The sequence below is a fragment of the Microbacterium sp. FW305-3-2-15-F-LB2 genome (genome assembly GCF_058787255.1).
Map to the genome: position 1 here is coordinate 744,738 of NZ_JBYSZO010000001.1, position 24,124 is coordinate 768,861.

At 71.6% G+C, this 24,124-nt stretch carries 21 protein-coding genes; 19 read left to right on the top strand and 2 right to left on the bottom strand.

The features are described 5' to 3' along the window. Positions 1 to 2 precede the first annotated feature (2 nt). Positions 3 to 1,070: a glycoside hydrolase family 130 protein gene (locus AC3WLZ_RS03655; protein ID WP_492469092.1), complete on the top strand. Its 1,068-nt coding sequence runs from the start codon at positions 3 to 5 to the stop codon at positions 1,068 to 1,070. A 138-nt stretch (positions 1,071 to 1,208) separates the two neighbouring features. Further along, complete coding sequence (locus AC3WLZ_RS03660) at positions 1,209 to 3,218, top strand: hypothetical protein (RefSeq protein ID WP_492469093.1); 2,010 nt, start codon at positions 1,209 to 1,211, stop codon at positions 3,216 to 3,218. A gap of 123 nt (positions 3,219 to 3,341) precedes the next feature. Here the strand turns inward: AC3WLZ_RS03660 and AC3WLZ_RS03665 are convergent, their stop codons facing one another. Continuing rightward, complete coding sequence (locus AC3WLZ_RS03665; protein WP_492469094.1) at positions 3,342 to 4,214, bottom strand: LysR family transcriptional regulator; 873 nt, start codon at positions 4,212 to 4,214, stop codon at positions 3,342 to 3,344. Between the two features lie 81 nt (positions 4,215 to 4,295). Here AC3WLZ_RS03665 and AC3WLZ_RS03670 point away from each other — a divergent pair, with 81 nt between their 5' ends. The 16 genes from AC3WLZ_RS03670 (at position 4,296) to AC3WLZ_RS03745 (ending at position 20,910) form a co-directional block, all read left to right on the top strand. Further along, a complete protein-coding gene (locus tag AC3WLZ_RS03670) occupies positions 4,296 to 5,528 on the top strand; it encodes an MFS transporter (protein WP_492469095.1) in 1,233 nt (410 codons plus the stop codon). A gap of 172 nt (positions 5,529 to 5,700) precedes the next feature. Further along, entirely contained in the window at positions 5,701 to 7,239 is a 1,539-nt protein-coding gene (locus AC3WLZ_RS03675; RefSeq protein ID WP_492469096.1) for a DNA-3-methyladenine glycosylase 2 family protein, read from the top strand. Then, positions 7,236 to 7,763, top strand: a complete 528-nt coding sequence (locus tag AC3WLZ_RS03680) for a methylated-DNA--[protein]-cysteine S-methyltransferase (RefSeq protein ID WP_492469097.1) — start codon at positions 7,236 to 7,238, stop codon at positions 7,761 to 7,763. Before AC3WLZ_RS03675 ends, AC3WLZ_RS03680 begins: the two co-directional genes overlap by 4 nt. Positions 7,764 to 8,238: 475 nt before the next feature. Continuing rightward, positions 8,239 to 10,128: an ABC transporter ATP-binding protein gene (locus tag AC3WLZ_RS03685; RefSeq protein ID WP_412923739.1), complete on the top strand. Its 1,890-nt coding sequence runs from the start codon at positions 8,239 to 8,241 to the stop codon at positions 10,126 to 10,128. Then, positions 10,125 to 11,942 carry an ABC transporter ATP-binding protein gene (locus tag AC3WLZ_RS03690; protein ID WP_492469098.1) on the top strand — a complete coding sequence of 606 codons (1,818 nt, stop codon included), beginning with the start codon at positions 10,125 to 10,127 and terminating at the stop codon, positions 11,940 to 11,942. Before AC3WLZ_RS03685 ends, AC3WLZ_RS03690 begins: the two co-directional genes overlap by 4 nt. 240 nt (positions 11,943 to 12,182) lie before the next feature. After that, positions 12,183 to 13,214: a daptide biosynthesis RiPP recognition protein gene (gene mpaB / locus AC3WLZ_RS03695; RefSeq protein ID WP_412923741.1), complete on the top strand. Its 1,032-nt coding sequence runs from the start codon at positions 12,183 to 12,185 to the stop codon at positions 13,212 to 13,214. Next, positions 13,211 to 14,458, top strand: coding sequence for a daptide-type RiPP biosynthesis aminotransferase (gene mpaD, locus AC3WLZ_RS03700; protein WP_492469099.1), 1,248 nt, complete (start codon positions 13,211 to 13,213; stop codon positions 14,456 to 14,458). The genes mpaB and mpaD overlap by 4 nt, the downstream gene beginning before the upstream one ends. Positions 14,459 to 14,466: 8 nt before the next feature. Further along, a complete protein-coding gene (locus AC3WLZ_RS03705) occupies positions 14,467 to 15,666 on the top strand; it encodes an iron-containing alcohol dehydrogenase (protein ID WP_492469100.1) in 1,200 nt (399 codons plus the stop codon). After that, entirely contained in the window at positions 15,663 to 15,800 is a 138-nt protein-coding gene (mpaA1, locus tag AC3WLZ_RS03710) for an MpaA1 family daptide-type RiPP (protein WP_412923744.1), read from the top strand. Before AC3WLZ_RS03705 ends, mpaA1 begins: the two co-directional genes overlap by 4 nt. Before the next feature lie 64 nt (positions 15,801 to 15,864). Further along, the gene (gene mpaA2, locus AC3WLZ_RS03715) at positions 15,865 to 15,987 is read left to right on the top strand and encodes an MpaA2 family daptide-type RiPP (protein WP_412923745.1); all 123 of its coding nucleotides are present in this window, start codon (positions 15,865 to 15,867) and stop codon (positions 15,985 to 15,987) included. 64 nt (positions 15,988 to 16,051) lie between these two features. Beyond that, positions 16,052 to 16,174: an MpaA3 family daptide-type RiPP gene (gene mpaA3, locus AC3WLZ_RS03720; RefSeq protein WP_412923746.1), complete on the top strand. Its 123-nt coding sequence runs from the start codon at positions 16,052 to 16,054 to the stop codon at positions 16,172 to 16,174. Between the two features lie 67 nt (positions 16,175 to 16,241). Continuing rightward, positions 16,242 to 17,051, top strand: coding sequence for a daptide-type RiPP biosynthesis methyltransferase (gene mpaM / locus AC3WLZ_RS03725; protein WP_492469102.1), 810 nt, complete (start codon positions 16,242 to 16,244; stop codon positions 17,049 to 17,051). Next, positions 17,041 to 18,711 carry a daptide biosynthesis intramembrane metalloprotease gene (gene mpaP, locus AC3WLZ_RS03730; RefSeq protein WP_492469103.1) on the top strand — a complete coding sequence of 557 codons (1,671 nt, stop codon included), beginning with the start codon at positions 17,041 to 17,043 and terminating at the stop codon, positions 18,709 to 18,711. The genes mpaM and mpaP overlap by 11 nt, the downstream gene beginning before the upstream one ends. Further along, positions 18,708 to 19,427, top strand: a complete 720-nt coding sequence (locus AC3WLZ_RS03735; protein WP_492469104.1) for an ABC transporter ATP-binding protein — start codon at positions 18,708 to 18,710, stop codon at positions 19,425 to 19,427. Before mpaP ends, AC3WLZ_RS03735 begins: the two co-directional genes overlap by 4 nt. Next, positions 19,424 to 20,152 (top strand): ABC transporter permease, encoded by a 729-nt coding sequence (locus AC3WLZ_RS03740; protein ID WP_492469105.1) that lies wholly within the window; start codon positions 19,424 to 19,426, stop codon positions 20,150 to 20,152. Before AC3WLZ_RS03735 ends, AC3WLZ_RS03740 begins: the two co-directional genes overlap by 4 nt. Next, a complete protein-coding gene (locus tag AC3WLZ_RS03745) occupies positions 20,149 to 20,910 on the top strand; it encodes a hypothetical protein (RefSeq protein ID WP_492469106.1) in 762 nt (253 codons plus the stop codon). The genes AC3WLZ_RS03740 and AC3WLZ_RS03745 overlap by 4 nt, the downstream gene beginning before the upstream one ends. 76 nt (positions 20,911 to 20,986) lie before the next feature. Here the strand turns inward: AC3WLZ_RS03745 and AC3WLZ_RS03750 are convergent, their stop codons facing one another. Further along, positions 20,987 to 21,439: a GNAT family N-acetyltransferase gene (locus tag AC3WLZ_RS03750; protein ID WP_412923752.1), complete on the bottom strand. Its 453-nt coding sequence runs from the start codon at positions 21,437 to 21,439 to the stop codon at positions 20,987 to 20,989. A gap of 242 nt (positions 21,440 to 21,681) precedes the next feature. Here AC3WLZ_RS03750 and AC3WLZ_RS03755 point away from each other — a divergent pair, with 242 nt between their 5' ends. After that, entirely contained in the window at positions 21,682 to 23,901 is a 2,220-nt protein-coding gene (locus tag AC3WLZ_RS03755) for an NADP-dependent isocitrate dehydrogenase (protein ID WP_492469107.1), read from the top strand. The last annotated feature ends 223 nt before the right edge of the window (positions 23,902 to 24,124 follow it).

Here is a 24,124-nt window from a genome sequence, read left to right on the forward strand (position 1 = left end):
CAATGACCCCCGATTCCCCCGTCCCTTACCGCCTCACACGTGTGGGTGTGGTGATGACCCCCGAGCCCGGCAACACCGACGAAGCCGAGGGCGTGCTCAACCCGGCCTCGGGCCGTGGCCCGGACGGCGAGCTGTATCTGCTCCCGCGTCTGGTCGCGGAAGGCAACGTCTCGCGCGTGGGCATCGCCCGCGTCGTCGTCGAGGACGGCGTGCCCGTCGCCGTCGAACGCGAGGGCGTGGTGCTCGAGCCCGACCGCGGGTGGGAGCGCGGAGCCGACAACGCCGGCACCGAAGACCCCCGCACGACGTGGGTCGAGGCCCTCGGGCTGCACGTCATGACGTACGTCGCGTACGGCCCGTTGGGTCCGCGCACGGCTCTCGCCGTGTCGGAAGACCTGCGCGAGTGGCGTCGCCTCGGCCCCGTGCTGTTCCGGTACCAGGACGATCTCGACATGGACCTGAACCTGTTCCACAACAAGGACACGGTCTTCTTCCCCGAACCGGTCACGGCCCCCGACGGCACCGAGGCGTTCGCGGTCCTCCACCGCCCCATGTGGGACCTCGGCGAGACCAAGCCCGGGCAGGGCGTGCGGGTGCCGGCGGGTATCGAGGACCCGCGGCAGTCGATCTGGATCAGCTACGTGCCCGTGGCATCCGTCCGCGAGGACCTCGCGAACCTCGCGCTGTGGGAGCAGCACCGGTTCGTCGCGGGCCCCGAATTCCCGTTCGAGGCCGTGAAGATCGGCGGGGGACCGCCGCCGCTGCGGATCCCCGAGGGTTGGCTCGTGCTGCACCACGGCGTGACCGGCGTCATCGACAGCGCGTTCTCGCAGCAGCAGAAGGTCAACTACGCCGCGGGCGCCCTCATCCTGGATGCCGACGACCCCAGCCGCGTGATCACCCGGACGCCCGAGCCGCTGCTGGCCCCAGAGACCGACGACGAGCGCAGCGGCATCGTGCCGAACGTCGTCTTCCCGACCGCGATCGAGGAGATCGACGGCCGTCACTTCGTGTTCTACGGCATGGCCGACTCGAAGATCGGCGTCGCCCTGCTCGAGCGCACCGACTGAGGCCCGCGTCGCGTCCGACGCCGTGACGGCTCGGGCGCGGCGCGGTCACGACTCCCGCGATCTGCCTGCAGCGTCCGTTCGACGCGGCGGCGACCGATCGTGGGAGTCGTGCCCCACCCCCATCGAAAGGATCCCCCCATGAACGCACGATGGAGTGCGCGCGGCCTCGCCCTCGCGGGCGCGGTCGCCCTGGCGGTGCCGCTGAGCGCCGCCCCCGCGTCGGCTCTGGCGCCCACCACCGCCCCGGCGGCCGCGACCCCGGCCGGGCCGCTGACGAAGCTCGACCATCTCGACTTCCTGCTGGGCGACCCCACGCCGCCCGCGGACGTCGCCGGTCACACCACCTACCGCCTGGCCGAGGAGCCGACGCTCCTCGCGCCGTGGACCTACGCCGACGCCCGCGACGGCGGGACGTTCGAGCGCGTCGGCGGCGGCACCCTCGACCCCGCGACCGGTGACTGGGGTCAGGGCGCGTACAACGCCGACGACACCACCCGCGCCGCCGTGGTGTACCTCCGCCACTGGCAGCAGACCGGTGACGCCGACAGCCGTCACAAGGCGTACGAGCTGCTCCGCACGGTCGCGTACCACCAGACCCTCGACGGCCCCGACGCCGGCAACGTCGTGCTGTGGATGCAGCCCGACGGCGAGTTGAACCCGTCCGCCGAGCCTGTGGAGCTGCCCGACCCGTCCGACTCCGGCCCCAGCTACTGGCTCGCTCGCACGGTGTGGGCGCTCGGCGAGGGGTACGCCGCGTTCGCCGCCGACGACCCCGACTTCGCCGCGTTCCTGAAGGAGCGGCTGGCCCTGTCGCGCGGCGCGATCGAGCGCGACGTGCTCTCGAAGTACGGACAGTACGTCGAGTCCGACGGCATGCGGGTGCCCGCCTGGCTCATCGTCGACGGCGCGGATGCCTCGGCCGAAGCCGTCCTCGGATTGACCGCCGCCGTGCGGGCCGGCGACAAATCCTCGACCACCGCGGCACGTCAGCTCGCCGAGGGTGTGGCGGCGATGGCATCCGGGTCCTCCCGTGAGTGGCCGTACGGCGCGGTGCTGCCGTGGGCGCAGTCGCCGGCCATGTGGCACGCGTGGGGCTCGCAGATGCCCGCGGCGCTCGCCGTGGCCGCGGACGTGCTCGACGACCCCGCACTCGCCGACCCCGCGATCGCCGACGCCACCGGCTTCACCACGACGCTGCTGACCGCGGGTGGCCCCGACAACGGCTGGTTCCCGAGCCCCACGGACCGGGTGCAGATCGCGTACGGTGCGGACTCGCGCGTGCAGTCGCTCGTGGCGCTCGCCGACACCACCGGATCGAGCGCGTTCGCCGACCTCGCCGGCATCCAGGCGGCCTGGTTCTTCGGCGGCAATCACGCCGGCGCGCGGATGTACGACCCCGCGACGGGTGTGACGTTCGACGGCCTGCAGCCCGACGGCACGGTGAACCGCAACAGCGGGGCCGAGTCGACGATGCACGGCCTGCTCACCGCTCTCGCGCTCGACGCCCATCCCGGCATCGCCGCGCGGGCGACCGCGCTCACGTCCGTCGCCGAGCGCGTGGGCCTGGAGTTCGTGCAGGCCGAGGATGCCACGGCGACCGACGGCACCGTGTCGACGCCCGAGTCGTGGACGGGGGAGTCGAGCTGGTCCGGTGACGCGCTCACCCTGCAGCCCGGACAGAGCGCGACGTGGGATCTCGGTCCCTCGGACTCGCGGCGCTGGGTGGAGCCGGTCGTGTTCTCGCGGCCGGGGGAGACCTCGATCTCGCGATGGCGGGGCAACGGCGTGCTCAAGGTCACGGGTCCCGCGCAGGGCATCTCGCCGACGCCCGGCGCGCTGCTGCCGCACGCGCTCACCGCAGCCGTGCCCGAGCGCCGAACCGAGCTGAACGTCACCGCGCTGCGCGGCGACCTCGTGCTGGACGGGCTCATCGTGCGGCCGTGGGTGTCGCGCCTGGTGTTGGAGGGCGGCGACAGCCGCAGCGAACTGATCCAGTCCAGTGCCCCGTCCCCCCAGCGGACGATCGTGTCGGGAGGCGGAACGGTCCGCGTCTACGACGCCCGCGGCACGCTGCGGCGCACGACCGCGTTCGACGGCGAGATCTCGGTGATCCTGCCCGCGGGAGGCTTCGCGGTCGCCGAGCGCTGAGTCTCGGGTGACCCCGGTTCGGGGCGCGATTCTTCGTTCGGGGCGTGCACGTCGTGCCCCGAACCGAAGAACCGCCCCGAACCCGTCCGCGGTGAGCCCGTCGCGGCGGGCAGCCGCGGTCCCTCAGCGGGCCGCGTGGATCGCCTCGACCACCGCCTGCACGTGCCGGCGATGGACGGCGGACGGGCTGACGGTCAGCGAGACGGTCCACGGTGGGAGGTCGTCCGCGACGGGACGGACATGGCATCCGGCCATCGATACCACGTCGGGGATGACGGCCACCCCGAGGCCGGCGGCGACGTACTCCGGTACGGCGGCGAGCTCGCCGACCTCCGCCACGACGTGTCGCGTCACGCCGCGGCGCGCGAGTTCGCCGTCGAGCTGCACGCGATTCCCGAATCCCGGCAGCACGTCGATCCAGTCGTCACCGGCGAGTTCCGTCAACGAGATCGGGCCGTCGACGCAGGCGAGGGGATGCGCCTCGGGCAGCACGGCCACGTAGGGGTATGAGCGGAGCGGTCTCGATACGGCACCGGATGCCGGGGGCAGAGCCGTCAGCGCGAGGTCGAGGCGGTCGCGGTCGAGGTCGTCGAAGAGTCCGCGCGAGCCCGCGGCCGAGACCGTGACCCGCACGTCGACGAGCGGGTGCGAGCGGCGGAGGCGGCCGAGGATCTCGGGGAGATCGATGACCCGCAGCCCCGCGAAGGTGCCGATGCGCACGAGTCCGCGGAGCCCGGTGCCGGACTCGGATGCCAGGCCGCGAAGCGCGTCGACGTCGGCCAGCAGCGTGCGGGCGAGGGGGAGGAGCGCCTCGCCCGCGGCCGTCGGTCGCACGGACTTCGTCGAGCGCTCGAAGAGGCGCACACCGAGGTCGCGCTCGAGGCTCGCGAGGCCCGCCGAGACGGTCGACTGCGCCGCGAACAGGCGGGTCGCCGCGGCCGTGACGTTGCGCTCGTCGGCGACGGTGACGAAGTACTCGAGGAGGCGTGTCTCCATGCCCTGATCATAGGCGTAATCGATCGTTGTCATCGGAAACGTTCGTTTCCCTCGATGGTCGGATGGAGGCATCCTGAGGTCATGACTTCCTCGATCGCCCTTCCGGTGGCCGCTCCCGCGACCTCCGCGCGCCTCTCGCACCGGACCGGGTTCTGGGTCACGGCCGCCACCTTCCTCGCGCTCATGGCCTTCAACACGGTGCCGACCCCGCTGTACGCGCTGTACCAGGCGCGAGACGGCTTCCCCACCTTCCTCATCACGGTGATGTTCGCCGCGTACTCCATCGGCGTGATGGTGTCGTTGTACCTCGCCGGGCACCTCAGCGACCGCCTCGGTCGTCGCCCGCTGATCCTGGCGGCCACGGTGCTCGAGATCGCCGCCGCCGTGGTGTTCGTCCTGCGCGCCGACGTGGCGAGCGTGATCGCCGCCCGTCTCGTCGCCGGGCTCGGCATCGGTCTGCTGACCGCTTCGGCGACGGCGCACCTCGCCGATCTGCGCCGGGTGTCGCACCCGGCGTCGCCGGGCTTCGCGGCCACGGTCGCGGGCGTCGCCAACATGGGTGGCCTGGCCCTCGGACCCCTGGTCGGCGGTCTCTTCGCGGAGTTCTCCCCCGCGCCGCTCGTCCTCCCGTACGTCGTCTTCCTCGTCGGGTTCCTCGCGCTCGGCCTCGCGTACGTGTTCGTGCCCGAGACCGTCGAGGTCGACCGCTCCTTCCAGTACCGCCCGCAGCGCGTCCGCATCCCGGCCGATGGGCGCCGCGCCTACTGGGCGGCGGGGACGGCAGCGTTCGCCGCCTTCGCGGTGACGGGCCTCTTCGGCTCGGTCGCGCCCACGTTCCTCGCCGGACGGCTCGGCGTCACCGACCACCTCGTGGCGGGTGTCGTCTCGTTCTCGGTCTTCGGTGCCGCGGCCGTGTCGCAGGTGGTGTTCGCGTCCCGCTCGACGCGCACGCAGTTGCGGCTGGGCCTGGTCGCCATGATCGTGGGCCTCGTCAGCCTCGGCGGCGCCGACCTGCTGACCTCCGGTCCGCTGTTCGTGATCGGTGGCATCGTCGCCGGTGCGGGTGTCGGGCTCCTCTTCCGCGGCGCTCTCGCCACGGCCGGGTCTCTCGCCGACCCTCGCGCCCGCGGCGAGATCACCTCGGGCGTGTTCCTCCTGGCCTTCGCCGGAATGACTCTCCCGCCGCTGGCCGTGGGCATCGCGCTGCTGGCGCTCCCGCTGGTGCCGGTGTTCCTCGGATTCGTGGTGCTCGTCCTCGCCCTCGTCGTCTGGGGTGGCGTCGTGATCCTGCGCGAGACCGCGGCGACCGCCTGACGCCGGGGCGGGTCGGTGCCCCGCCCCGTGCCCGGCCTTCGCCCGATGAGTGTCCAAGACACGCCGTATCGGCCCCACCCGACGCGGCGTGTCTTGGACACTCGACATCGTCCCCGCCCTCGTGTCCGATTTCCGCCGGAGGATGTCGGCGGTCGGTGGCAGGGTGGATGCCATGACCTTCACCGCCGCCGATGCCCGGGGCTTCGACGAGCGCTACCGCGTGATCCAGTCGCGCGACCGGCGCTTCGACGGGCAGTTCGTCACGGCGGTCCGCTCGACCGGCATCTACTGCCGCCCCAGCTGCCCGGCGCGGACGCCGAAAGAGGCGAACGTGACGTTCTACCCCACGTCCGCGGCCGCGCACGAGGCGGGGTACCGCGCCTGCAAGCGCTGTCTGCCCGAGGCCGCGCCGGGGTCTCCGGCGTGGGACGTGCGCGGTGACGTCGCCGCTCGGGCGATGCGGCTGATCGCGGACGGCGTGGTCGACCGCGAGGGCGTGCCGGGGCTCGCGCGGCGACTCGGGTACTCCTCTCGCCACCTTGGGCGGCTCCTCACGGCCGAACTCGGCGCGGGCCCGCTCGCCCTCGCCCGTGCGCAGCGCGCCCACACGGCTCGCGCGCTCCTCGTCGGCACCGATCTCTCGGTGACCGACGTCGCTTTCTCCGCCGGGTTCTCGAGCGTGCGGCAGTTCACCGAGACGATCGGCGAGGTGTTCGGCATGTCGCCGACGGCGCTCCGCGCGCGCCGCGCCCGCGCGGCCGGCGCCCTCCCCGCCGGCGAGATCGACCTGACACTTCCCGCCCGCGGGCCCATCGACACCGTCGGCCTCTTCGGCTGGATGCGGGCGCACGCGATCCCGGGCGTCGAGGTCGGCGGCGACGCCTCCTTCGCGCGAGTCGTCCGGCTGCCGGGCGGTCCGGCGTGGTTCGAGGTGCGGCGCGACGCCGACTCCCGTCTGCGCCTGCGGGCGCGGCTCACGGCGCTCGCCGACCTCGGCACCCTGATCTCGCGCGTGCGGCGTCTGTTCGACCTCGACGCCGACCCGCTCGCGATCGACGAGGCCCTCGCGCGGCATCCCGAACTCGCCCCCGCCGTCGCCGCGGTCCCCGGCGTGCGGGTGCCGGGAGCGATGGATGCCGCAGAGATGCTCCTGCGCGCGATGATCGGGCAGCAGATCAGCGTCGCCTCGGCGCGCACGATGCAGGGGCGCCTGTCGGCCGAGCTGGGCGAGCGCACCGACATCGGCGGAACCGCGATGACGTTGTTCCCCGATCCCGCGGTCATCGCGGAGCACGGCTTCGGCGTGCTGCGCGGACCCGAGGCCCGCCGCCGGGCGATCGTCGAGGCCGCCCGCGCGCTCGCGGACGGGACACTGGCGATCGGACCGGGCGACGACGGCGTCGAGCAGCGGCACCGGCTGCTGGCGATGCGGGGGATCGGTCCGTGGACGGCGGATTACGTGCGCATGCGCGTGCTCGGCGACCCCGACGTCCTCCTCCCCGGCGACGTGGCCGCGCGTGCCGGCGCCGCGGCCCTCGGCCTGCCGTCCGATCCGGCGAGCTTCACCGCGTGGTCCGAACGCTTCGCACCCTGGCGCAGCTACGCGATGGCCCACTACTGGTACGCGGCCCCGGTCACCCAGGCGTGGCGCAGCCCCGTGGCATCCCTCCCTCTCCCACCCGCCCCCGTCGAAAGCGAGCCCGCCCCGTGAGCACCGCGACCGCCCCCGCCACCTCCGTCGGAACCGCGACCCTCCAGTTCGTCGACACCCCCGACGGTCCGTTCGCGATCCTCGCCGACGCCGCCGATCGCGTGCTCGTCGCGGGATGGACGGACGACACGGATGCTGTGCTCGCGCGCCTTCGCCCGCCCCACCGGCCGGGGAAGGTCTTCGCGGGGGAGACCCGCGCGGCGACGGCGGTCGCGGCGTACTACGCCGGAGACCTGACCGCCATCGACGATGTCGAGGTCGTGCAATTCGGCACACCTCTGCAGCGTCGGGGGTGGGACGCGCTGCGGAGCATCCCGCCCGGGCGGCCGCTGACCTACACGGGGTTCGCCACGGCTCTCGGTTCGCCCACCGCCGTCCGCGCGGCGGCATCCATCTGCGCCCGTAATGCGCCCGCCCTGTTCGTCCCGTGCCATCGTGTGCTGCGCGGCGACGGCACGATGGGCGGGTTCGCCTGGGGTGTCGAGGTCAAGCGTCGCCTGCTCGAACGCGAAGCCGCCGGCTGACGCCGCGGTGCGCCGCGCATCCCTGCGCTGCGCGGCCCCCCGGGCGCCGGGCGCCGCCCCGCGCCGCGCAATCTCAGTAATTCGCGCGATGTCAGTTGGATGGCGTGGGATGCCGCTGAGCTGGTGCAGATCGCTGAGGTTGTGCCGCGGCACGTCGGCCCGCCCCCGGCCACCCCGGCTCCACCCCGCAACCGCACCCCGATCCATCGAATTCGGTCTTGCCCTCAGCGAACTCTCAGTCATATCCTGAAAGGCTGCCGCACCCCCCGGCGGCTGCGCACCGACTGAGGAGGATGCCATGGACCAGATCGACGTCACCGTCGTACGTGCCGCTCTCTCTGTCGCTGCCCGCCCCGCGCGACGCCCATAGCGCTTCTACCGCTCCCGCGTCGCACGTCCCGGCGGATTCCGCCGGCCCCTGGCATCCCTTCTTCCGCGCTGCACCCTGGCGCGTCGCTTCGACCCCACAAGGATCATGACCACCGCAGAAAACCGCCCTCAGCTGTCGACGCTCCGTTCCCTCGCCCGCCTCCTGCCGATCGCCCGGCCCGTGCTGGGGCGACTCGTCCTCGGTGCCGTCAGCGCGCTGGGAGCGAGCGTTCTCGCCCTGGCGATCCCTCTCGTCCTCGAGCAGCTCGTCGCCGGCCCCATCGGGTCCGGCGACCCGGGCCAGCTCGCGTGGGGCGCGCTCCTCATCCTGGGTCTGGGTCTGGCCGAGGCCGGCATGGTGTGGCTGCGCCGCTGGTTCGTCCTCGCCCCCGCGACGAAGGTCGAGTACGACCTCCGCCAGTCGTTCTACGCGCGGCTCCAGCGCCTCCCCGTGGCGTTCCACGACCGCTGGCAGTCGGGTCAGCTCCTCTCGCGCATGATGCAGGACATCAGCATGCTGCGTCGCTGGCTGGCGTTCGGCCTGATCCTGCTCATCGTCAACGTGCTGACGATCCTCATCGGCGCGGTGCTGTTGTTCCGCTGGCACTGGCTGCTCGGCACGCTGTTCCTCATCGCCTCCGCACCCCTGTGGTACTCCGGCTACCGCTTCGAGAAGCGCTACGGCGCGCTCACCCGCCAGAGTCAGGACCAGGCGGGTGACCTGGCGACCTCGGTGGAAGAGAGTGTCCACGGCATCCGGGTGCTCAAGGCGTTCGGTCGCGGGAAGCACGCGCTGCAGAAGTTCACGCGGCAGGCGGAGTCGTTGCGCGAGACCGAGCTCGGCAAGGCGCGCGCCGTCGGCTGGATCTGGTTCTGGCTGGTGCTGCTGCCCGAGATCGCGTTCGCGGTGTGCCTGGGCGCGGGCATCGTCCTGACGCAGGTGGGCCAGCTGCAGGTCGCCGAGCTCGTGGCGTTCTTCGCCATGGCCACGGTCCTGCGCTGGCCGATGGAGTCGATCGGCTTCCTGTTCTCGTTCCTGTTGGACGCCCGGACCGCGACCGACCGCATCTTCGAGGTGTTCGACGAGCAGAACACGATCGTCGACCCTGCTGAGCCCCGCACCATTCCGGTGGCTCGTGGCGAGCTCGTGCTCGAGGACGTCCATTTCCGGTACCAGGATGCCGCGGACACCGAACCGGACCTGCTCGACGGCGTCGACCTGAGCCTGCGACCGGGGGAGACCATGGCGCTCGTGGGCCTCACGGGGTCGGGCAAGACCACCCTGACCACGCTGCCGGGTCGCCTGTACGACGTCACCGGGGGCCGTGTGCTCCTCGACGGCGTGGATGTGCGCGACCTGCGCCTCGCCGAGCTCCGGCGGCACGTCGGGATGGCCTTCGAGGATGCCACGCTGTTCTCGCAGACCGTCCGCGCCAACGTCCTGCTGGGTCGGGAAGACCTCGAACCCGGTTCGCCGGAGGCCGAGGCGGTGCTGAACGAGGCCCTGGAGGTCGCGCAGGCGCACTTCGTCCACGACCTGCCCGACGGTCTCGACACCGTCATCGGCGAGGAGGGGTTGAGCCTGTCCGGTGGGCAGCGCCAACGTCTCGCCCTCGCCCGTGCCGTCGCGGCCCGTCCCGCGGTCCTCGTCCTCGACGACCCGCTGTCGGCGCTCGACGTCGACACGGAGGCCCTCGTCGAAGACGCTCTCCGCCAGGTGCTGAGCGAGACCACCGCGCTCGTCGTCGCGCACCGCCCCTCGACGGTGACGCTCGCCGACCGCGTCGCGCTGCTGCAGGACGGCCGCATCACCGCCGTCGGCACGCACTCCGACCTGCTGCGCGAGAGCGACGCCTACCGACACGTCATCTCGAGCCTCGAGGAGGCCGAGGCCGAGCGCGAGGCGCAGACCGGCGCCATCCCCGTCCTGCGATCGGACGGTTCCCCCGCGGCATCCGCCGACGATCCCCGGCCCGCGAAGGAGGCGACCCGATGAGTGCCACGACCGTCACCGGCACGAGCGGCGAAGACCGCTCGGACTACACGCGCGAAGAGAGTCGCGCGATCCGCCAGCGCTCGCTGCGGCTCCTCGGCTCGCTCGTGTCGCCGTTGCGCTGGCAGCTCGTGCTGGCCGCCGCCGTGCTCGTCGTCTCGACCGCGCTGCGCGTCGCCGGACCCGCGCTGATCGCGATCGGCATCGACACGGCCCTGCCCGCGGTGATCCAGAACAACGACTGGATGCCGACCATCCTCGTCGTCGCGATCTACCTCACCGCCGGGATCGGCGGCGCGGTGCTGATCGGCTGGTACGTCGTGGTCGCTGCGCGACTGACGCAGGCCATCATGCTCGACCTGCGCAAGCGGATCTTCCTCCACACGCAGCGGCTGAGCCTCGAGTTCCACGAGTCGTACACGTCGGGCCGCATCATCTCGCGTCAGACGAGCGACCTCGACACGATCCGCGAACTCCTCGACGGTGGCCTGAACGAGCTCGTGTCGGGAGTGCTGTACGGCCTGTTCACCCTCGGGGCGTTGTTCCTGATCGACTGGCAGTCCGGTCTGGTGCTGACGGTCATGGGGATTCCGCTGTACCTGCTGATGCGCTGGTTCTACGGCCGCTCTCAGATGGTGTACCGGGAGTCGCGGGTGATCAGCGCGAAGGTGATCGTGAAGTTCGTCGAGAGCATGACCGGCATCCGCGCGGTGAAGGCCTTCCGCAAGGAACCGCGCAACGACGAGGAGTTCGGCGATCTCGCCGGCCAGTACCGCGATGTGAACATGCGCTCGATCCGCCTGTTCGGCACGTTCGAGCCCGGTCTCATGGCCGTGGCATCCGTCTCCGTGGCGCTGGTGCTGCTGTGGGGTGGTGGCCGTGTCATCGGCGGCGCGCTCGAGATCGGTGTGCTGGCGGCCGCCGTGCTCTACGTGCGGAACTTCTTCGCTCCGCTGCAGGAGGTGGCGTTCTTCCTGAACTCCTACCAGTCCGCCACCGCCGCTCTCGAGAAGGTGTCCGGCGTGCTGGAGGAGGAGCCCACGGTTCCCGACCCCACCGATCCGGTCGATCTGTGGTCCGCCCGCGGTCACATCCGCTTCGACGAGGTCACGTTCGGGTACTCGGAGGATCGCGTCATCCTGCCGCACTTCTCGCTCGACATCCCCGCGGGGCAGACGATCGCGCTGGTCGGAACCACGGGTGCCGGCAAGTCCACGCTCGCGAAGCTCGTGTCGCGGTTCTACGACCCGACGAAGGGTGCCGTCACGCTGGACGACATCGACCTGCGTCGACTGCACCCGAAGGACCTCCGTCGCGCGATCGTCATGGTGACGCAGGAGGCGTACCTGTTCAGCGGCACGGTGGCCGACAACATCGCGCTCGGCAAGCCCGACGCGACGATGGAGGAGATCCGCGCGGCGGCGCGAGCGGTGGGTGCCGACGGCTTCATCGAGAAGCTGCCCGACGGGTACGAGACCGACGTGAACAAGCGCGGCGGGCGCGTTTCGGCGGGTCAGCGGCAGCTGATCTCGTTCGCGCGGGCGTTCCTCGCCGATCCTGCGGTGCTGATCCTCGACGAGGCGACCGCGTCGCTCGACATCCCCAGCGAGCGGCTCATCCAGGACGCGCTGCAGACGCTGCTGGCTGATCGCACGGCGATCATCATCGCGCACCGTCTGTCGACGGTGGCGATCGCCGACCGCGTGCTCGTCATGGAGCACGGCCGCATCATCGAGGACGACACCCCCGCGGCGCTCATCGCCGGGACGGGCAAGTTCGCTCAGCTGCACGCGTCGTGGCGGGAGTCGCTCGTCTGACCCCTCCCGCGTGAGGAGAACGGATGCCACGGCCTCGACGCCGTGGCATCCGTCCGTTCCGCTGGGGAAAGTGACACCCGCGGGCTGCGGTGGTGATCACTCTCGAACGCCGGGGTGATTCGCTCTCGCGTGGCCTCGCCGCCACCGATACACACGTATACATTCCCTTACGGGTCCCCCTCCTGAGGAGGGCCCCCGCGCTCCGGAAGTGCGCGGCGCAGTGGCGAGGGGATGGACGCGGTGACCCGACGGGCAGCGGATGCGCGCGACGCGCGCATCGTCGTGGAATGGATCACGGGGCGGCACGTGTCGTTCCAGCGCGCGGTGTTCTGCTCCCGAGGCGCCTCGACGGCCACGGCGGGCGCATCACTGGGTGTCGACGACGTCCTGTTCGCGCCCGTCGGCTCTCCGGTCGAGACGGCGGCGCACGTCGTCCGCTACGACGGCGACTTCGGCGATATCGGTGACGTCCTGCATGTGGCGGGGCACGCGGTCGAGCTCCAGCACTACTCCGCCGCCGCGTACGTCGAACTCTTCGGACCCACCGCGATGCGCTTCCTCGATGCCGACGGGTGGCGCGCCTTCCTGGCCGACGCCGACCTCGCGCGCTCCGCCGGCGTCTTCACGTCGCCGATGACCGACGCCCGGCTGCGCCTCGCGGACGCCGAGGTCTTCAGTGCGCCGTTCACAGAGACGGCCCCCGTCTCCGTCCACGTCCGCGCCGACGATCGAGTGACTGTGGGTGCTCAGGGTTGGGCGATCGGGACGCTCGACGACGTCGATCGTGTGCTCTCGATGCCCCAGCCCCGCTGGGCGGCGTTCGCCGGTGTCGTCGAGCCCGGTGATCTCATCCGCGACCTGACCTCCCGTCCCTGGCTGGCGCGCTACGTGGGTGCCGCCGGACTGTCGAGCGTCTCGGGGCTCGCCCCCACCGATCGAATCGACGGCTTCGGGTGGTCTGCCCTGTCCGACCCCTGCCCCGGAGCCATCGCGCGGTTCGACGACCCCTTCCTCGCGCGGACGTCCGAGGGTCTCCTCCTGATCTCCCCTCGCACCCGGCGCCGTCAGCGTCTCTCCGAAACGACGGCCGTCGTCGTGGCGACGCTGCACGCGTCGGTCGATGTCTCGGATGCCGTCGACCGGCTGGCGCAGACGCTCGACCTGACCGTCGTGAAGGCTCGTGCCCTGTGCGGCGAGGCGGAGGAGCGCCTGGGTGTTCACTGCGGTGTGTCGATCGAGGCATCCGCCGCCATCGCCGGGGGAGAGGCGTGACCGCTGTCTGGCCGGCGATGTCGCCCGTCGACGTCCCGCTCGGTCCGGAGCGGATCGCGGTGTCGGCGAAGGGTCACCACGTTCGATTCGCCGACGACTCCGTCCGGCTCTGCGCGACGAGCGGGTTGTGGAACGTCCCCCTCGGATACGGCCACGCCGGCGTCGCCGAGGCTGTCGCCGCAGCCCTGCGGGATGCCTCCTACCTCACGCTTTTCCGAGCTGTGCACCGTCCCGCGGAGGACGCCGCTGCCGCGTTGCTCGATCTGGCCGGTGCGGACGCTTATCGCTCCGTGGTCTTCTCGACGTCCGGTGGGGCGGCGAACGACGCGGTGATGAAGCTCGCGCGCCAGTTCCACGGCGAACGGGAAGACCCGGCGCGCACGATCGTCGTCGGCCTCCGCGGCAGCTACCACGGGACGATGTACGGCAGCCACGCGCTGAGCGGCGATGCTCTGGGGCAGGGCGCGTACGCCCTCGACCGACGGGCCGTGCGCCACGTCGACGCCGACGACCCGGCCGAGCTCTCCGCGCTGCTCCAGAGGGAGGGATCCCGGGTGGGCGCGGTGGTCGTCGAACCGCTCCTCGGCAGCGGCGCGCACCCGCTCTCCCCGGCGTTCATCGAGGCGGTACTCGATCTCCGCGACGAGCACGGTTTCCTCCTCATCGCCGACGAGGTCGCGACCGGTTTCGGTCGCACCGGGCCGCTCTTCGCCTCGGGGGAGTGGTCGCGCACGCCCGACCTGCTCGTCCTGTCCAAGGCCCTGACCAACGGTGCCCTCGGCGCCGCGGCGATCCTCGTCGGTCCCCGCGTCTCGTCGCTCTTCGCGGAACGGCGGGCGATCTTCGTCCACGGCGAGACGCAAGCCGGCACGCCGGCGGTGGCCGCGGCGATCCTCGCGGTAGTTGCGGAGTTCCGACGACCCGACGTCCTTCTCGCGGTGGACCGCGTAAGCGAGGGCGTCCGCTCCCTGGCCGATGCTCTCGTCCGCGACGGACTCGCCGTCGAGATCCGGGGGCGGGGGGCGTTCGTCGCGATCGCTCTGACCGGACCCGCCGGCGCGCGTCTCACCGCCGACCGCGTGCCGGATGCCGTCGCCGCGATCGCCGCGGCCGGCGCCATCGTGCATCCCGGGGTCGACGGCATCCAGCTCATTCCCGGGTACGGCTACGGCGACGCCGAGTTCGCCGAGCTCGACCGGGCGATCCGCGTGGGCTGGGCTCGGATGACGGAGGCCTGGTCGTGAGGGCGGCCGTGACCCGCCGGCGCACGACGCTGGTGGCGGGATCCTCGATCGCCCGCTCCGCGTGCAACCGCTGGGTCGCCGGTCGCCGCGCGGTGGTGGTCGCGGATGCCGATCTCGGGGGATTCGTCGAGGGGCTCGGGCGTTTCGTGACGGCCGTTCCGCTCGACGCCGGTCACGTGGATGCCGAAACCGTGAGAGACCTCGGCGTTCGGCTGCGCGCGTTGCGGCCGGAGGTCGTCGTGGCAGTGGGCGGCGGAACCGTCCTCGATGCCGCGACGATCGCGGCGATCGGCGTGGCCGCGCCCGCCACGCTGTCCTGGGCGCTCGACCGGACAGAGCGGGCGGCCGTCGTCTCCCTTCCCGCGCCGGAACCGGACGCGGTCGAGGTCGTGGCGGTTCCCACGACGGTCGGTACGTCGGCCGAATGCAACGCCGTCGCGATCATCCGGACGCCCCACGGCCACCGACTCCTGCTCGGTGACGCGCTGCGGCCGCGCTACGCCGTGCTCGACGCGGTGCACTACGCGACGCTGCCGCCCGCCACCGTGCGCGCCGGATGCCTCGAGGCGCTCCTGCGTCTCGCCGGGACCAGCACCTCCGAGCGCGCACATCCCCGCGCCGGCGCCCACGCCATCGCGATCGCCCGCGCACTCATCGCTCTCGGCGATGGAGGGCTGTCGGCCGAATCGCGCTTACGCATCGCTCGCTTCAGTGCGGCCACCCAGCGCAGCGCTGCGCTGCGGGGGCGTGCACCGTTCAGTCCCCGCCAGTGGTACGTCGCCAACGAGGTATCTTTCGTCGCCCGAACGACGAAGATGCGGGCGACCGCCTCGGTCGTCGCCGGTGTGTGGCGGCGCATCGAGGAGGGCGACACCCGCTGGGGGTCGATCGAGCCGCTGGAGGCGTTCTGGCGTGGAGCAGTCCGCGACGCGCGGCTGCCTCTCGCCCCGGCGGCGGGCATCAATGCCCTCATCACGCGGTGGGGACTGCCGCTCGCCCCGCGACCCGACGCGGAGGCCCGGACGTCGATGTCCGTCAGGGCAGAGCGGTGGTGGGGCGGACGGGGGCCCGCGCTTCCCGGCATCTCGGCCCCCGACGTGCGGGACGTTCTCGATCGAGCGTGGTGGGACCCGAACCCACCCGCCGAGGCATCCCGTTTCCGCCCCATGGACACACCGACACACGCGGGGGGAGGTGAACACATATGACGAGCCTCACGACCAGTCCGCTCCTGCAGTTCGAAGAACTGGACGCGCTGGAGGCGCCGAGCTGGGAGAGCTTCTACCAGGGAGTCCTGGCCGGACTCACCGTCGTCGGCATCACCGTCGCGGTCGCGACCTGAGACGTCACGACCGCGACCTGACGCACCGCGTCGACCCGCACCCGCCGAAGGAGGTGACTTGCACATGACTTCCGCTCTCGAATTCGTCGAGCTCGACGCGCTCGACGCCCCTGACGACGGATGGGACTGGTTCCGCGGCTTCAGCTACGGAGTGGCCCTCGGATTCGTCGCCCTGGCCGCCACCTGAGCGTCCTGCGGGTGCCGGGGTTTCCCGGCATCCCGATCCCTTCATGCACCCGAGGAGGTGACTCATGTCCAACGATCTCGCACTGCGCTTCGAAGAGCTCGACGAGCTCGACGCGCCCCTGGAGTGGTGGGAGCACGCCAGCTACATCATCGCCATCGTCGCCGGGACGGTCGCCATCGCCACGTGAACCGTCGAGGGGGAGACGTCGCTCACGTGTCCCCCTCGACTCCCCCGAATCCCCAGAGAGAGGTTTCATGACCGCCCCGCTCACCGACTCCGTGCGTCGCCGCCTGGCAGATGCCGGTTGTGTCGCGGCGCCCAGCGACGTGTACTCCGGCGATGGCGCCCGGTTCTACGACGACCTCGTCGGCCCCGATCGGTCCGAGATCCGCGAGGTGCTCGACATCGCACGCCGCGTCGGGCCCGACGTGCTCGACCTCGCCGCCGGAAGCGGCCGGATAACCCTTCCGCTCGTTCGGATCGGCAAGCGCGTCACGGCGCTCGACCTGTCGGCCGACATGCTGGCCCGCCTGCATGCCGCGCTCCCGACCGGCATGTCCTGCGACGTCGTCGTCGCCGACATGTGCGACGTCGAGCTCGGCCGTGACTTCGACCTGATCGTCCTCGCCGCGACCTCGATCACGCTGCTCGGGCCGACCGACCGCCGCAGAATGTTCGCGACCGTGCGCCACCACCTCGCGCCGGGCGGGTCGTTCGTGCTCTCGGTGGCGGGAGCCGGCGCCCTGCCCACGTTGCAGGAGTCGGTGGACCGAGAGATCCCGGTGGGCTCGAGCCCCTACCTGCAGTCGCAGCAGATCGAGCGCGACGGTGCCCACCGGGTCGTCAATTGGATGCCGCTTCCGCTGCCGCACCCGGCCGGTCCGGTGCCCGTGCTCACGACACGCCTGCACATCCTCGACGAGACGGTCGTGACGGGGGAGCTGCGGGATGCCGGGTTCGCGCCGCCTGACGTGATTCCGGTGCTGACGAACGGAATCCGCTCGGACGAGGGCATGGTGCTGCTGAGCACCCGGATCGATGACGGGGTCGCCGATGTCGCGTGACACTCCCGCCCCCGAGGACGCGGCTCCCCGGCTGGCAGACTCCGTTTGCATCGAGTCGGCGGCGAACGGGGAGCACTGGCTCGTGAGCGTCGACGGCGTGCCCGTCTCGCGCGCCTCGTCGACCGTCGCGGCGACCCTGCGGGCAATGGATGGAAAAGCAAGCCTCGATGCGCTGCGTCGGCGGTTCGCACCCGACCAGACGCCCGAGGAGTTCGCCGCACTCGCAGACCGCTTCCGCCGGGCCGGTCTTCTCCACGGCTCGGAACGGAGGACTGCGGGCCGCGTCACATACCGCCCGCCGCTGACGATCCAGTTCGCGACGCTTCGCGCACCGCGCTTGTTCGACCGTCTCCACCGGCTCGTCCGTCCACTGCTGCGCGGATGGGCGGTGTGGCCGCTCGCCGCGCTGATCATCGGCGGTCTTGTCGTTCTCGGTCTTCAGGCCGCCGACGCCGTCGCGGCGCTGACATCGCCACTCCGGCTGCTCGACGTCGTCATCGTGGCCCTCGTGCTCGTCTTCGCAACGTTCGTGCACGAGGCCGCCCACGGAGTGACCCTCACCCACAGCGGTGGCCGCCCTCGACGCGCCGGGCTCATGCTGCTGTACCTCGGGCCGGCGTTCTTCGTCGACGTCACGGACGCGTGGCGGCTCCCGTCCCGCGCGTCGCGCGTCAGGGTCGCTCTCGCCGGCCCCGCCGTCCATGCGGCACTGGCGGGCGCGGCGGCGCTGTGCGCGCTCGCAGTGCCCGATCCCGATGGGCGGCGATCCCTGCTCGTCCTCAGCTGTGCGTGCGTCGCCGTCGTCGCGCTCAACCTCCTCCCGTTCGTGCGGTTCGACGGCTACATCGCGCTCATGAGTGCGCTGGACGAACCGAATCTCCGCGCGCGGGCTCTGGCGGATGCCGCCGACGCACTGCGTCGCGGACTGTTCGGGGGAGCACCAGGGCACCGGGCTCTCGCCCGGTGGTGGAGCGTCCCCTTCGGCATTCTGAGCGCCCTCGTGCCGATCGTGCTCGTCGGGGCCGCGATCGAACGCACCGTACGCGCTCTGGCGGGAACGGGGCCGGTCGGTGCGCTCGTCGTGCTGGCGCTCCTGACGGCCGTGGCCGTCGCGGTCGGCGTCGTCGTGGTCCGCTGGCTCCTCGTCGGCTGGGCGCGAGGACGCGGGCGAGCACGGTTCGTCTTGGTGACCCTCGCTGTCGCCGCGACCGTCCTGGGCGTCGCGGCAGCGATCCCCGTGGACGACACTCGAATCCTCGGCTTCACGTCCACCGGCGGCCGTATCGAGCTGGTCGTGCCCGCGGGTGAGGTCGACGATGATGCCCTCCCCATCGGCCTCCCGGTCGACCTGACGACCCGTGGCATCCTCGCCGACGCCGTCGTCGCCCGGGGAATCACCCGCGGCGCACCCTCGCGGACGGTGACCGCGCCGCTCACGGCGTTCTCGCCGGTCGACGTGCGCGGCCTCGAGGTGGCGGCCCGGGTGATCGGCACTGTCGACGCGCCCGTCGTGACGATCCCCGCCTCGGGCCGCGCCGTCGTGCACCTCGGTTCGCGCTCGCTGCTGGAGGCCGTGTGGTCGACGCACGTCGTCGATCCCGCCTCCGTTCTGATCTCCCTCTTCGGCCCCCCGCTGTCCGACACGAAAGAGTCCCGATGACCGACCACGCTCTCGAGGTGCGCCACCTCACCAAGACCTACGGCTCCCGCGTCGCCGTCGACGACGTCTCGTTCGCCGTCCGTCGCGGCAGCATCCTGGGACTTCTCGGCCCGAACGGAGCCGGCAAGTCCACAACACTGCGGACGATCGTCGGGCTTTCGGCACCGACCCGTGGCGAGGCCCTCGTCGACGGGATGCCGTTCGCGCGCCTCGGCCAGCCGTCGGCGCACATCGGCGTCCAGATGGACGGCTTCGGCTTCGAGGTGGGTATCACCGCACGTCGACACCTCGAGATCGCGCGCCTTGCCGTCGGCGCCCCGCCGCGTCGAGTCGACGAGGTCCTCGACGAGGTGGGGCTCACCGCCGACGCCCGTCGGCGTGTGAAGTCGTTCTCGACCGGCATGGTGCAGCGGCTCGGCCTCGCCACGGCGCTCGTCGGTTCGCCGCGGACGCTCGTGCTCGACGAACCCTCGAACGGCCTCGACCCCGATGGCATCCGCTGGCTCCGCCGCTATCTCCGGGCGTTCGCGGATGCCGGTGGCAGCGTCCTCGTCTCGAGCCACCAACTCGCCGAACTCGAGAACACCGTCGACGAGGTCGTGATCCTGAGGCAGTCTGTGCTGTATTCCGGTGCCCTGAGCGACCTCGTCCCGGGCTACGGTGGCGCGTCGCTCGAGGAGCGCTACTTCGACCTCATCGAGGGGCGCGACGCGTGATCGGCGTGATTCGCTCCGAACTCCTCCGAGCCCGCAGCGGCGCGAACACCATCGCGGTCCTTCTTCTCGGTGCGTTCGTCCCGGTGATCGTCCTGACCAGCGAAGACACGCTCGGACAGATGACATCGATGGATGCCACCACCGCGACGCAGCGCCTTCTCGCACCGCTCGCGTGGTCGTTCGTCGTGGCGGCGTTCGCCGGCGCCTTCGGGGTGACCCGCGAGTTCTACTACGGCTCGATGGGCCGCACGATCGCGCAGATCGGCTTCCGGCGCGCGTTCCTGGGGAAGGGGATCGCGGCGATCGGTGTCGCGGTCGCTCTCACGGCGGGAGTCGCCGCCGTGTGGTGCGGGGTCGCGGCGGTCGTCCTGGGCGTGAACGGTCTCGCGTTCAGCCCCAGCTTCGGGGCAGCGCGGACCGTGCTCGGGGCGCTCCCCGGCGCGGTCCTCGGCGCGGTCCTCGGCGCCTCGATCGGCTGGATCGTCGGCAACTACTACGCCGCGGCGGCGATCGTGTTGGCGGGACCGATCGCGTTCGAGCGGGCGTTCCTCGGGTCGGCGCCTGAGGCCGCCCGCTTCTCACCGGGGCTGTCTCTCGCTGCCCTCGCGTCGCCGAGCGACCACGCGGCCCTCCTCGAACCGTGGGCCGGCCTCGCCGTGGCCCTGGGCTGGACTCTGATCCTGGCCGCCGGGGCGTGGGTCGTCGGGTATCGGAGGTTCCGATGAGCGGGTCCGCGGCTCCGCTGATCGGACTCGGGCGGGCTCTCCGGGCCCAGGTTCTTATCGCGATGGGCGATCTTCCCCTGGCCGGGACCTGCGTCGCGGCGATCGTGCTGTCGGCCTCGATCGGCACGAGTGTGCCCGGCGATCTCGTTGCGGCGCCCGATGCGGCGAAGGAGGCGATCGCAGCGGCGCTGTCGACCGTGATCGCGGTCTATTCGGCGGTGATGGCGGCGATCTATGGCTCGTTCCGGTACACGATCGACCGGCGCGGGGGAGTCGTCGCCCACCGCGCGACGCTTCAACCGCGACGGTGGGGCCTCGCCGCGCGGATCCCCTCCACCGCGCTCGGCGGTGCGCTCGTCGGCGTGGCCTCTCTGGTCGGCGGCCGCGCGGCCGTGGTCGCGGCTCTGGGCGCGTGCGGTCTCGAGCCCGCCACCGTCGGCACGGTCGCGGTCGTCGGTGCCGCCGCGGCGGTGTGGGGACTGAGCGCGGGGCTTCTGGTGCAGGCGCACCTGCCGTCGCTGTTCGTCGCCCCGCTGTCTCTCAGCGCGCCGCTGCTGATCGCGCCGCTCTGGCCCGCGGTCGCGGCGTGGTTCCCGCTGCCGACGCTCCTGCGCGCCGCAAGCTTCGACCTCACACCGCTCGGGATCGGCGCCGCCGTCGGCCCGGCAGCCGGCGCCGCGGTGGCGCTCGCCGTCGCGTGGGGTGTCCTGCTGCTCGCCGCGGGCGCGGTCTCGTTCCTCCGCCGCGACCTCCGCTGACCCGCCACGCGGCCCCTCGTCACGCGCCCCCTCGACGTGATCGAGGCGGCCGCCGGGGCTCGCGGGTTTCCGGACCTCAGACGCGAACGCGCGCCACCGTCTCGCCGTACTCCGTCTCGCCGACGGGCTCGAAGCCCGCGCGCAGGAAGAAGGCTTCGGGGCCGCCGACACCGGGTTCGTAGATGACGTCGACGTGGTCCATGCCGCGACGCCGCGCCTCTTCCAGAAGCTCGCCGAGCGCGAAGCGGCCGACGCCGCGCCCCTGATCGTCGGCGTCGACGTTGATGCGCCACAGCACCGACCGGAAGTGCTCCTCCTGCGCCTCGGGGTCGAAGTTCGCGCTCACGAACCCGACGACCTCGTCACCGTCGAGCACGACGCGCTGCCACGACGTCTGCGGATCCATCACGGTGGCGGCGATGCCGTAGCTGACCGGGGCGAGGAACTGTTCCTGCCCAGGCTTCAGCGACAGGTTGTTCACCGCCACGATCGTGGAGGCAGAGAGTTCGACGAGACGAAGGTCGGCCATGCGCCCAGGCTATCCGCCCCGCTGCCCCGCGCAACATTCCGGATGCCATTGCCCCGTCATCGCCCCCGCCCCCGCGGCGATGAACGCAATCCATGACGAGAAACGCGGTGCCGCACCGTTCCTCGTTGCGAATCGCGTTTATCGCCAGGAGTACGGCCGCGAAGTATCTCGACATCAAGAGACTTTGCGCCGGTGCGATAGGCTGAGAAGCAACCCTGGCCGCCTCTACGGAGAGATTCGACGTGCCCGATTCCACCATCATTTACACGTACACCGACGAGGCGCCGGCGCTCGCGACCGCGTCGTTCCTGCCGATCGTGCAGGCCGTCACGACGCAGGCGGGTGTCGACGTCGAGACCCGCGACATCTCGCTCGCCGGCCGCATTCTCGCGGCCTTCCCGCAGCGCCTCACCCCCGAGCAGCACGTGGGTGACGCCCTCGCCGAGCTCGGCGGTCTCGCCACCCTGCCCGAGGCGAACATCATCAAGCTGCCGAACATCTCGGCATCCATCCCGCAGCTCAAGGCCGCGATCGCCGAGCTGCAGTCGCAGGGCTATGACATCCCCGACTACCCCGACGACGCCGCGAGCGTCGAAGACAAGGACGTGCGGGCGCGCTACGACCGCATCAAGGGTTCCGCGGTGAACCCGGTGCTCCGCGAGGGCAACAGCGACCGCCGTGCCCCGCTCGCGGTGAAGAACTACGCCAAGAAGCACCCGCACCGCAACAAGCCGTTCGCGGAGGGCTCGAAGACCCGCGTCGCGACCATGGGTCACGACGACTTCAAGAGCAACGAGAAGTCCTGGGTCGCCGCCCACGACGACGTGCTCACGATCCGCCACACCGCCGAAGACGGCACGGTCACGGTCCTCAAGGACTCGCTCAAGGTCCTCCCGCGCGAGATCATCGACGCCACGTTCCTGTCCGCCGCAGCCCTCGACGCGTTCCTCGCCGAGACGGTCGCGCAGGCGAAGGCCGACGACGTGCTCTATTCGGTGCACCTCAAGGCCACGATGATGAAGGTCAGCGACCCGATCATCTTCGGCCACGTCGTCAAGGCGTACTTCGCCGACGTGTTCGCCCAGTACGGCGACAAGATCGCCGCGGCCGGGCTCAACCCCAACAACGGCCTCGGCGGCATCCTGTCGGGGCTGTCCTCGGTCGAGGGCGGCGACGAGATCGCCGCGGCGTTCGAGAAGGCCGTCGACGAGGCTGCGCGCCTGTCGTACGTCAACTCCGACAAGGGGATCACCAACCTCCATGTCCCCTCCGACGTCATCGTGGATGCCTCGATGCCCGCGCTCGTGCGCAACGGCGGCAAGCTGTGGGGCGTCGACGGGGGAGAGGGTGACACGCTCGCGGTCATCCCGGACTCGTCGTACGCCGGCGTCTACCAGGCCGTGATCGATGACGTGATCGCCAATGGTCCGCTGAACCCGGCCACGATCGGCACCGTTCCCAACGTCGGCCTCATGGCGCAGGCGGCCGAGGAGTACGGCAGCCACGACAAGACCTTCGAGATCGCCGCCGCCGGCCGTGTCGAGGTCGTCGACGGCGACGGCAACGTCGTCATCGAGCACGACGTGCAGCCGGGCGACATCTGGCGCGCGACGCAGACGAAGTACGTCGCGATCGTCGACTGGGTGGGTCTCGCCGTGCGCCGCGCCCGTGCCACGAACGTCCCCGCGGTGTTCTGGCTCGACGTCAACCGCGCCCACGACGCGCAGATCATCGCGAAGGTGTACCAGGCCCTCGCCACGATCGACACGCAGGGCCTCGAGCTGCTCATCCTGCCGCCGGCCGAAGCCACCCGCTACACGCTCGCGCGTCTGCGCCACGGCCTCGACACCATCTCGGTGACCGGCAACGTGCTGCGCGACTACCTCACCGACCTGTTCCCGATCCTCGAGGTCGGCACGAGCGCCAAGATGCTCTCGATCGTGCCGCTGCTCGCCGGCGGTGGTCTGTTCGAGACCGGTGCGGGCGGATCGGCGCCCAAGCACGTGCAGCAGCTCCTCGAAGAGGACTACCTGCGCTGGGACTCGCTCGGCGAGTTCTTCGCCCTCGCCGCGTCGCTCGAGCACTACGCCGGCTTCACCGGCAACGCCCGGGCGCAGGTGCTGGCGGACACGCTGGATGCCGCGACCGGCACGTTCCTCGAGAACGACAAGTCGCCCGGCCGCGCGCTCGGCACGATCGACAACCGCGGCAGCCACTTCTACCTGGCTCTCTACTGGGCGCAGGAGCTGGCGAAGCAGACGACGGATGCCGACCTCGCCGCCGTCTTCACACCGGTCGCCGAGGCCCTCGCCTCGAACGAGGACACCATCGTCGAGGAGCTCCTCGCCGTGCAGGGGCACCCGGCCGAGATCGGCGGCTACTACCGCCCCGACGTCGCCCTGGTCGAGAAGGTCATGCGTCCCTCCGCAACACTGAACGGGATCATCGACGGCCTCCGCTGATCGCCTGAACCCCGAGGGGCGGATGCCATCGGCATCCGCCCCTCTTCCGTTCCCGCCGCACGACTCCCCGGCCCGCGACCCCGCTCTACAACCGCGCGCATCACAACCGCCCGCCGCACGACTCCCCGCCGCGCAACCGCCCGCCGCCCGAGCATCCACGCCCGTTGCGCGCGCCCTGCGCCGCCCGTCCCCAACGAAGAAGGGGCCGGATGCCCTGGCATCC

What these genes read in the sequence shown, in the direction of transcription:
- mpaA1 (WP_412923744.1), top strand. Translation starts at nt 15,663, where the DNA reads ATGACGAGCCTCACGACCAGTCCGCTCCTGCAGTTCGAAGAACTGGAC.
- AC3WLZ_RS03670 (WP_492469095.1), top strand. Translation starts at nt 4,296, where the DNA reads ATGACTTCCTCGATCGCCCTTCCGGTGGCCGCTCCCGCGACCTCCGCG.
- mpaA3 (WP_412923746.1), top strand. Translation starts at nt 16,052, where the DNA reads ATGTCCAACGATCTCGCACTGCGCTTCGAAGAGCTCGACGAGCTCGAC.
- AC3WLZ_RS03685 (WP_412923739.1), top strand. Translation starts at nt 8,239, where the DNA reads ATGACCACCGCAGAAAACCGCCCTCAGCTGTCGACGCTCCGTTCCCTC.
- mpaP (WP_492469103.1), top strand. Translation starts at nt 17,041, where the DNA reads ATGTCGCGTGACACTCCCGCCCCCGAGGACGCGGCTCCCCGGCTGGCA.
- AC3WLZ_RS03690 (WP_492469098.1), top strand. Translation starts at nt 10,125, where the DNA reads ATGAGTGCCACGACCGTCACCGGCACGAGCGGCGAAGACCGCTCGGAC.
- AC3WLZ_RS03665 (WP_492469094.1), bottom strand. Translation starts at nt 4,214, where the DNA reads ATGGAGACACGCCTCCTCGAGTACTTCGTCACCGTCGCCGACGAGCGC.
- mpaA2 (WP_412923745.1), top strand. Translation starts at nt 15,865, where the DNA reads ATGACTTCCGCTCTCGAATTCGTCGAGCTCGACGCGCTCGACGCCCCT.
- AC3WLZ_RS03735 (WP_492469104.1), top strand. Translation starts at nt 18,708, where the DNA reads ATGACCGACCACGCTCTCGAGGTGCGCCACCTCACCAAGACCTACGGC.
- AC3WLZ_RS03750 (WP_412923752.1), bottom strand. Translation starts at nt 21,439, where the DNA reads ATGGCCGACCTTCGTCTCGTCGAACTCTCTGCCTCCACGATCGTGGCG.
- AC3WLZ_RS03655 (WP_492469092.1), top strand. Translation starts at nt 3, where the DNA reads ATGACCCCCGATTCCCCCGTCCCTTACCGCCTCACACGTGTGGGTGTG.
- AC3WLZ_RS03675 (WP_492469096.1), top strand. Translation starts at nt 5,701, where the DNA reads ATGACCTTCACCGCCGCCGATGCCCGGGGCTTCGACGAGCGCTACCGC.
- mpaM (WP_492469102.1), top strand. Translation starts at nt 16,242, where the DNA reads ATGACCGCCCCGCTCACCGACTCCGTGCGTCGCCGCCTGGCAGATGCC.
- AC3WLZ_RS03660 (WP_492469093.1), top strand. Translation starts at nt 1,209, where the DNA reads ATGAACGCACGATGGAGTGCGCGCGGCCTCGCCCTCGCGGGCGCGGTC.
- AC3WLZ_RS03745 (WP_492469106.1), top strand. Translation starts at nt 20,149, where the DNA reads ATGAGCGGGTCCGCGGCTCCGCTGATCGGACTCGGGCGGGCTCTCCGG.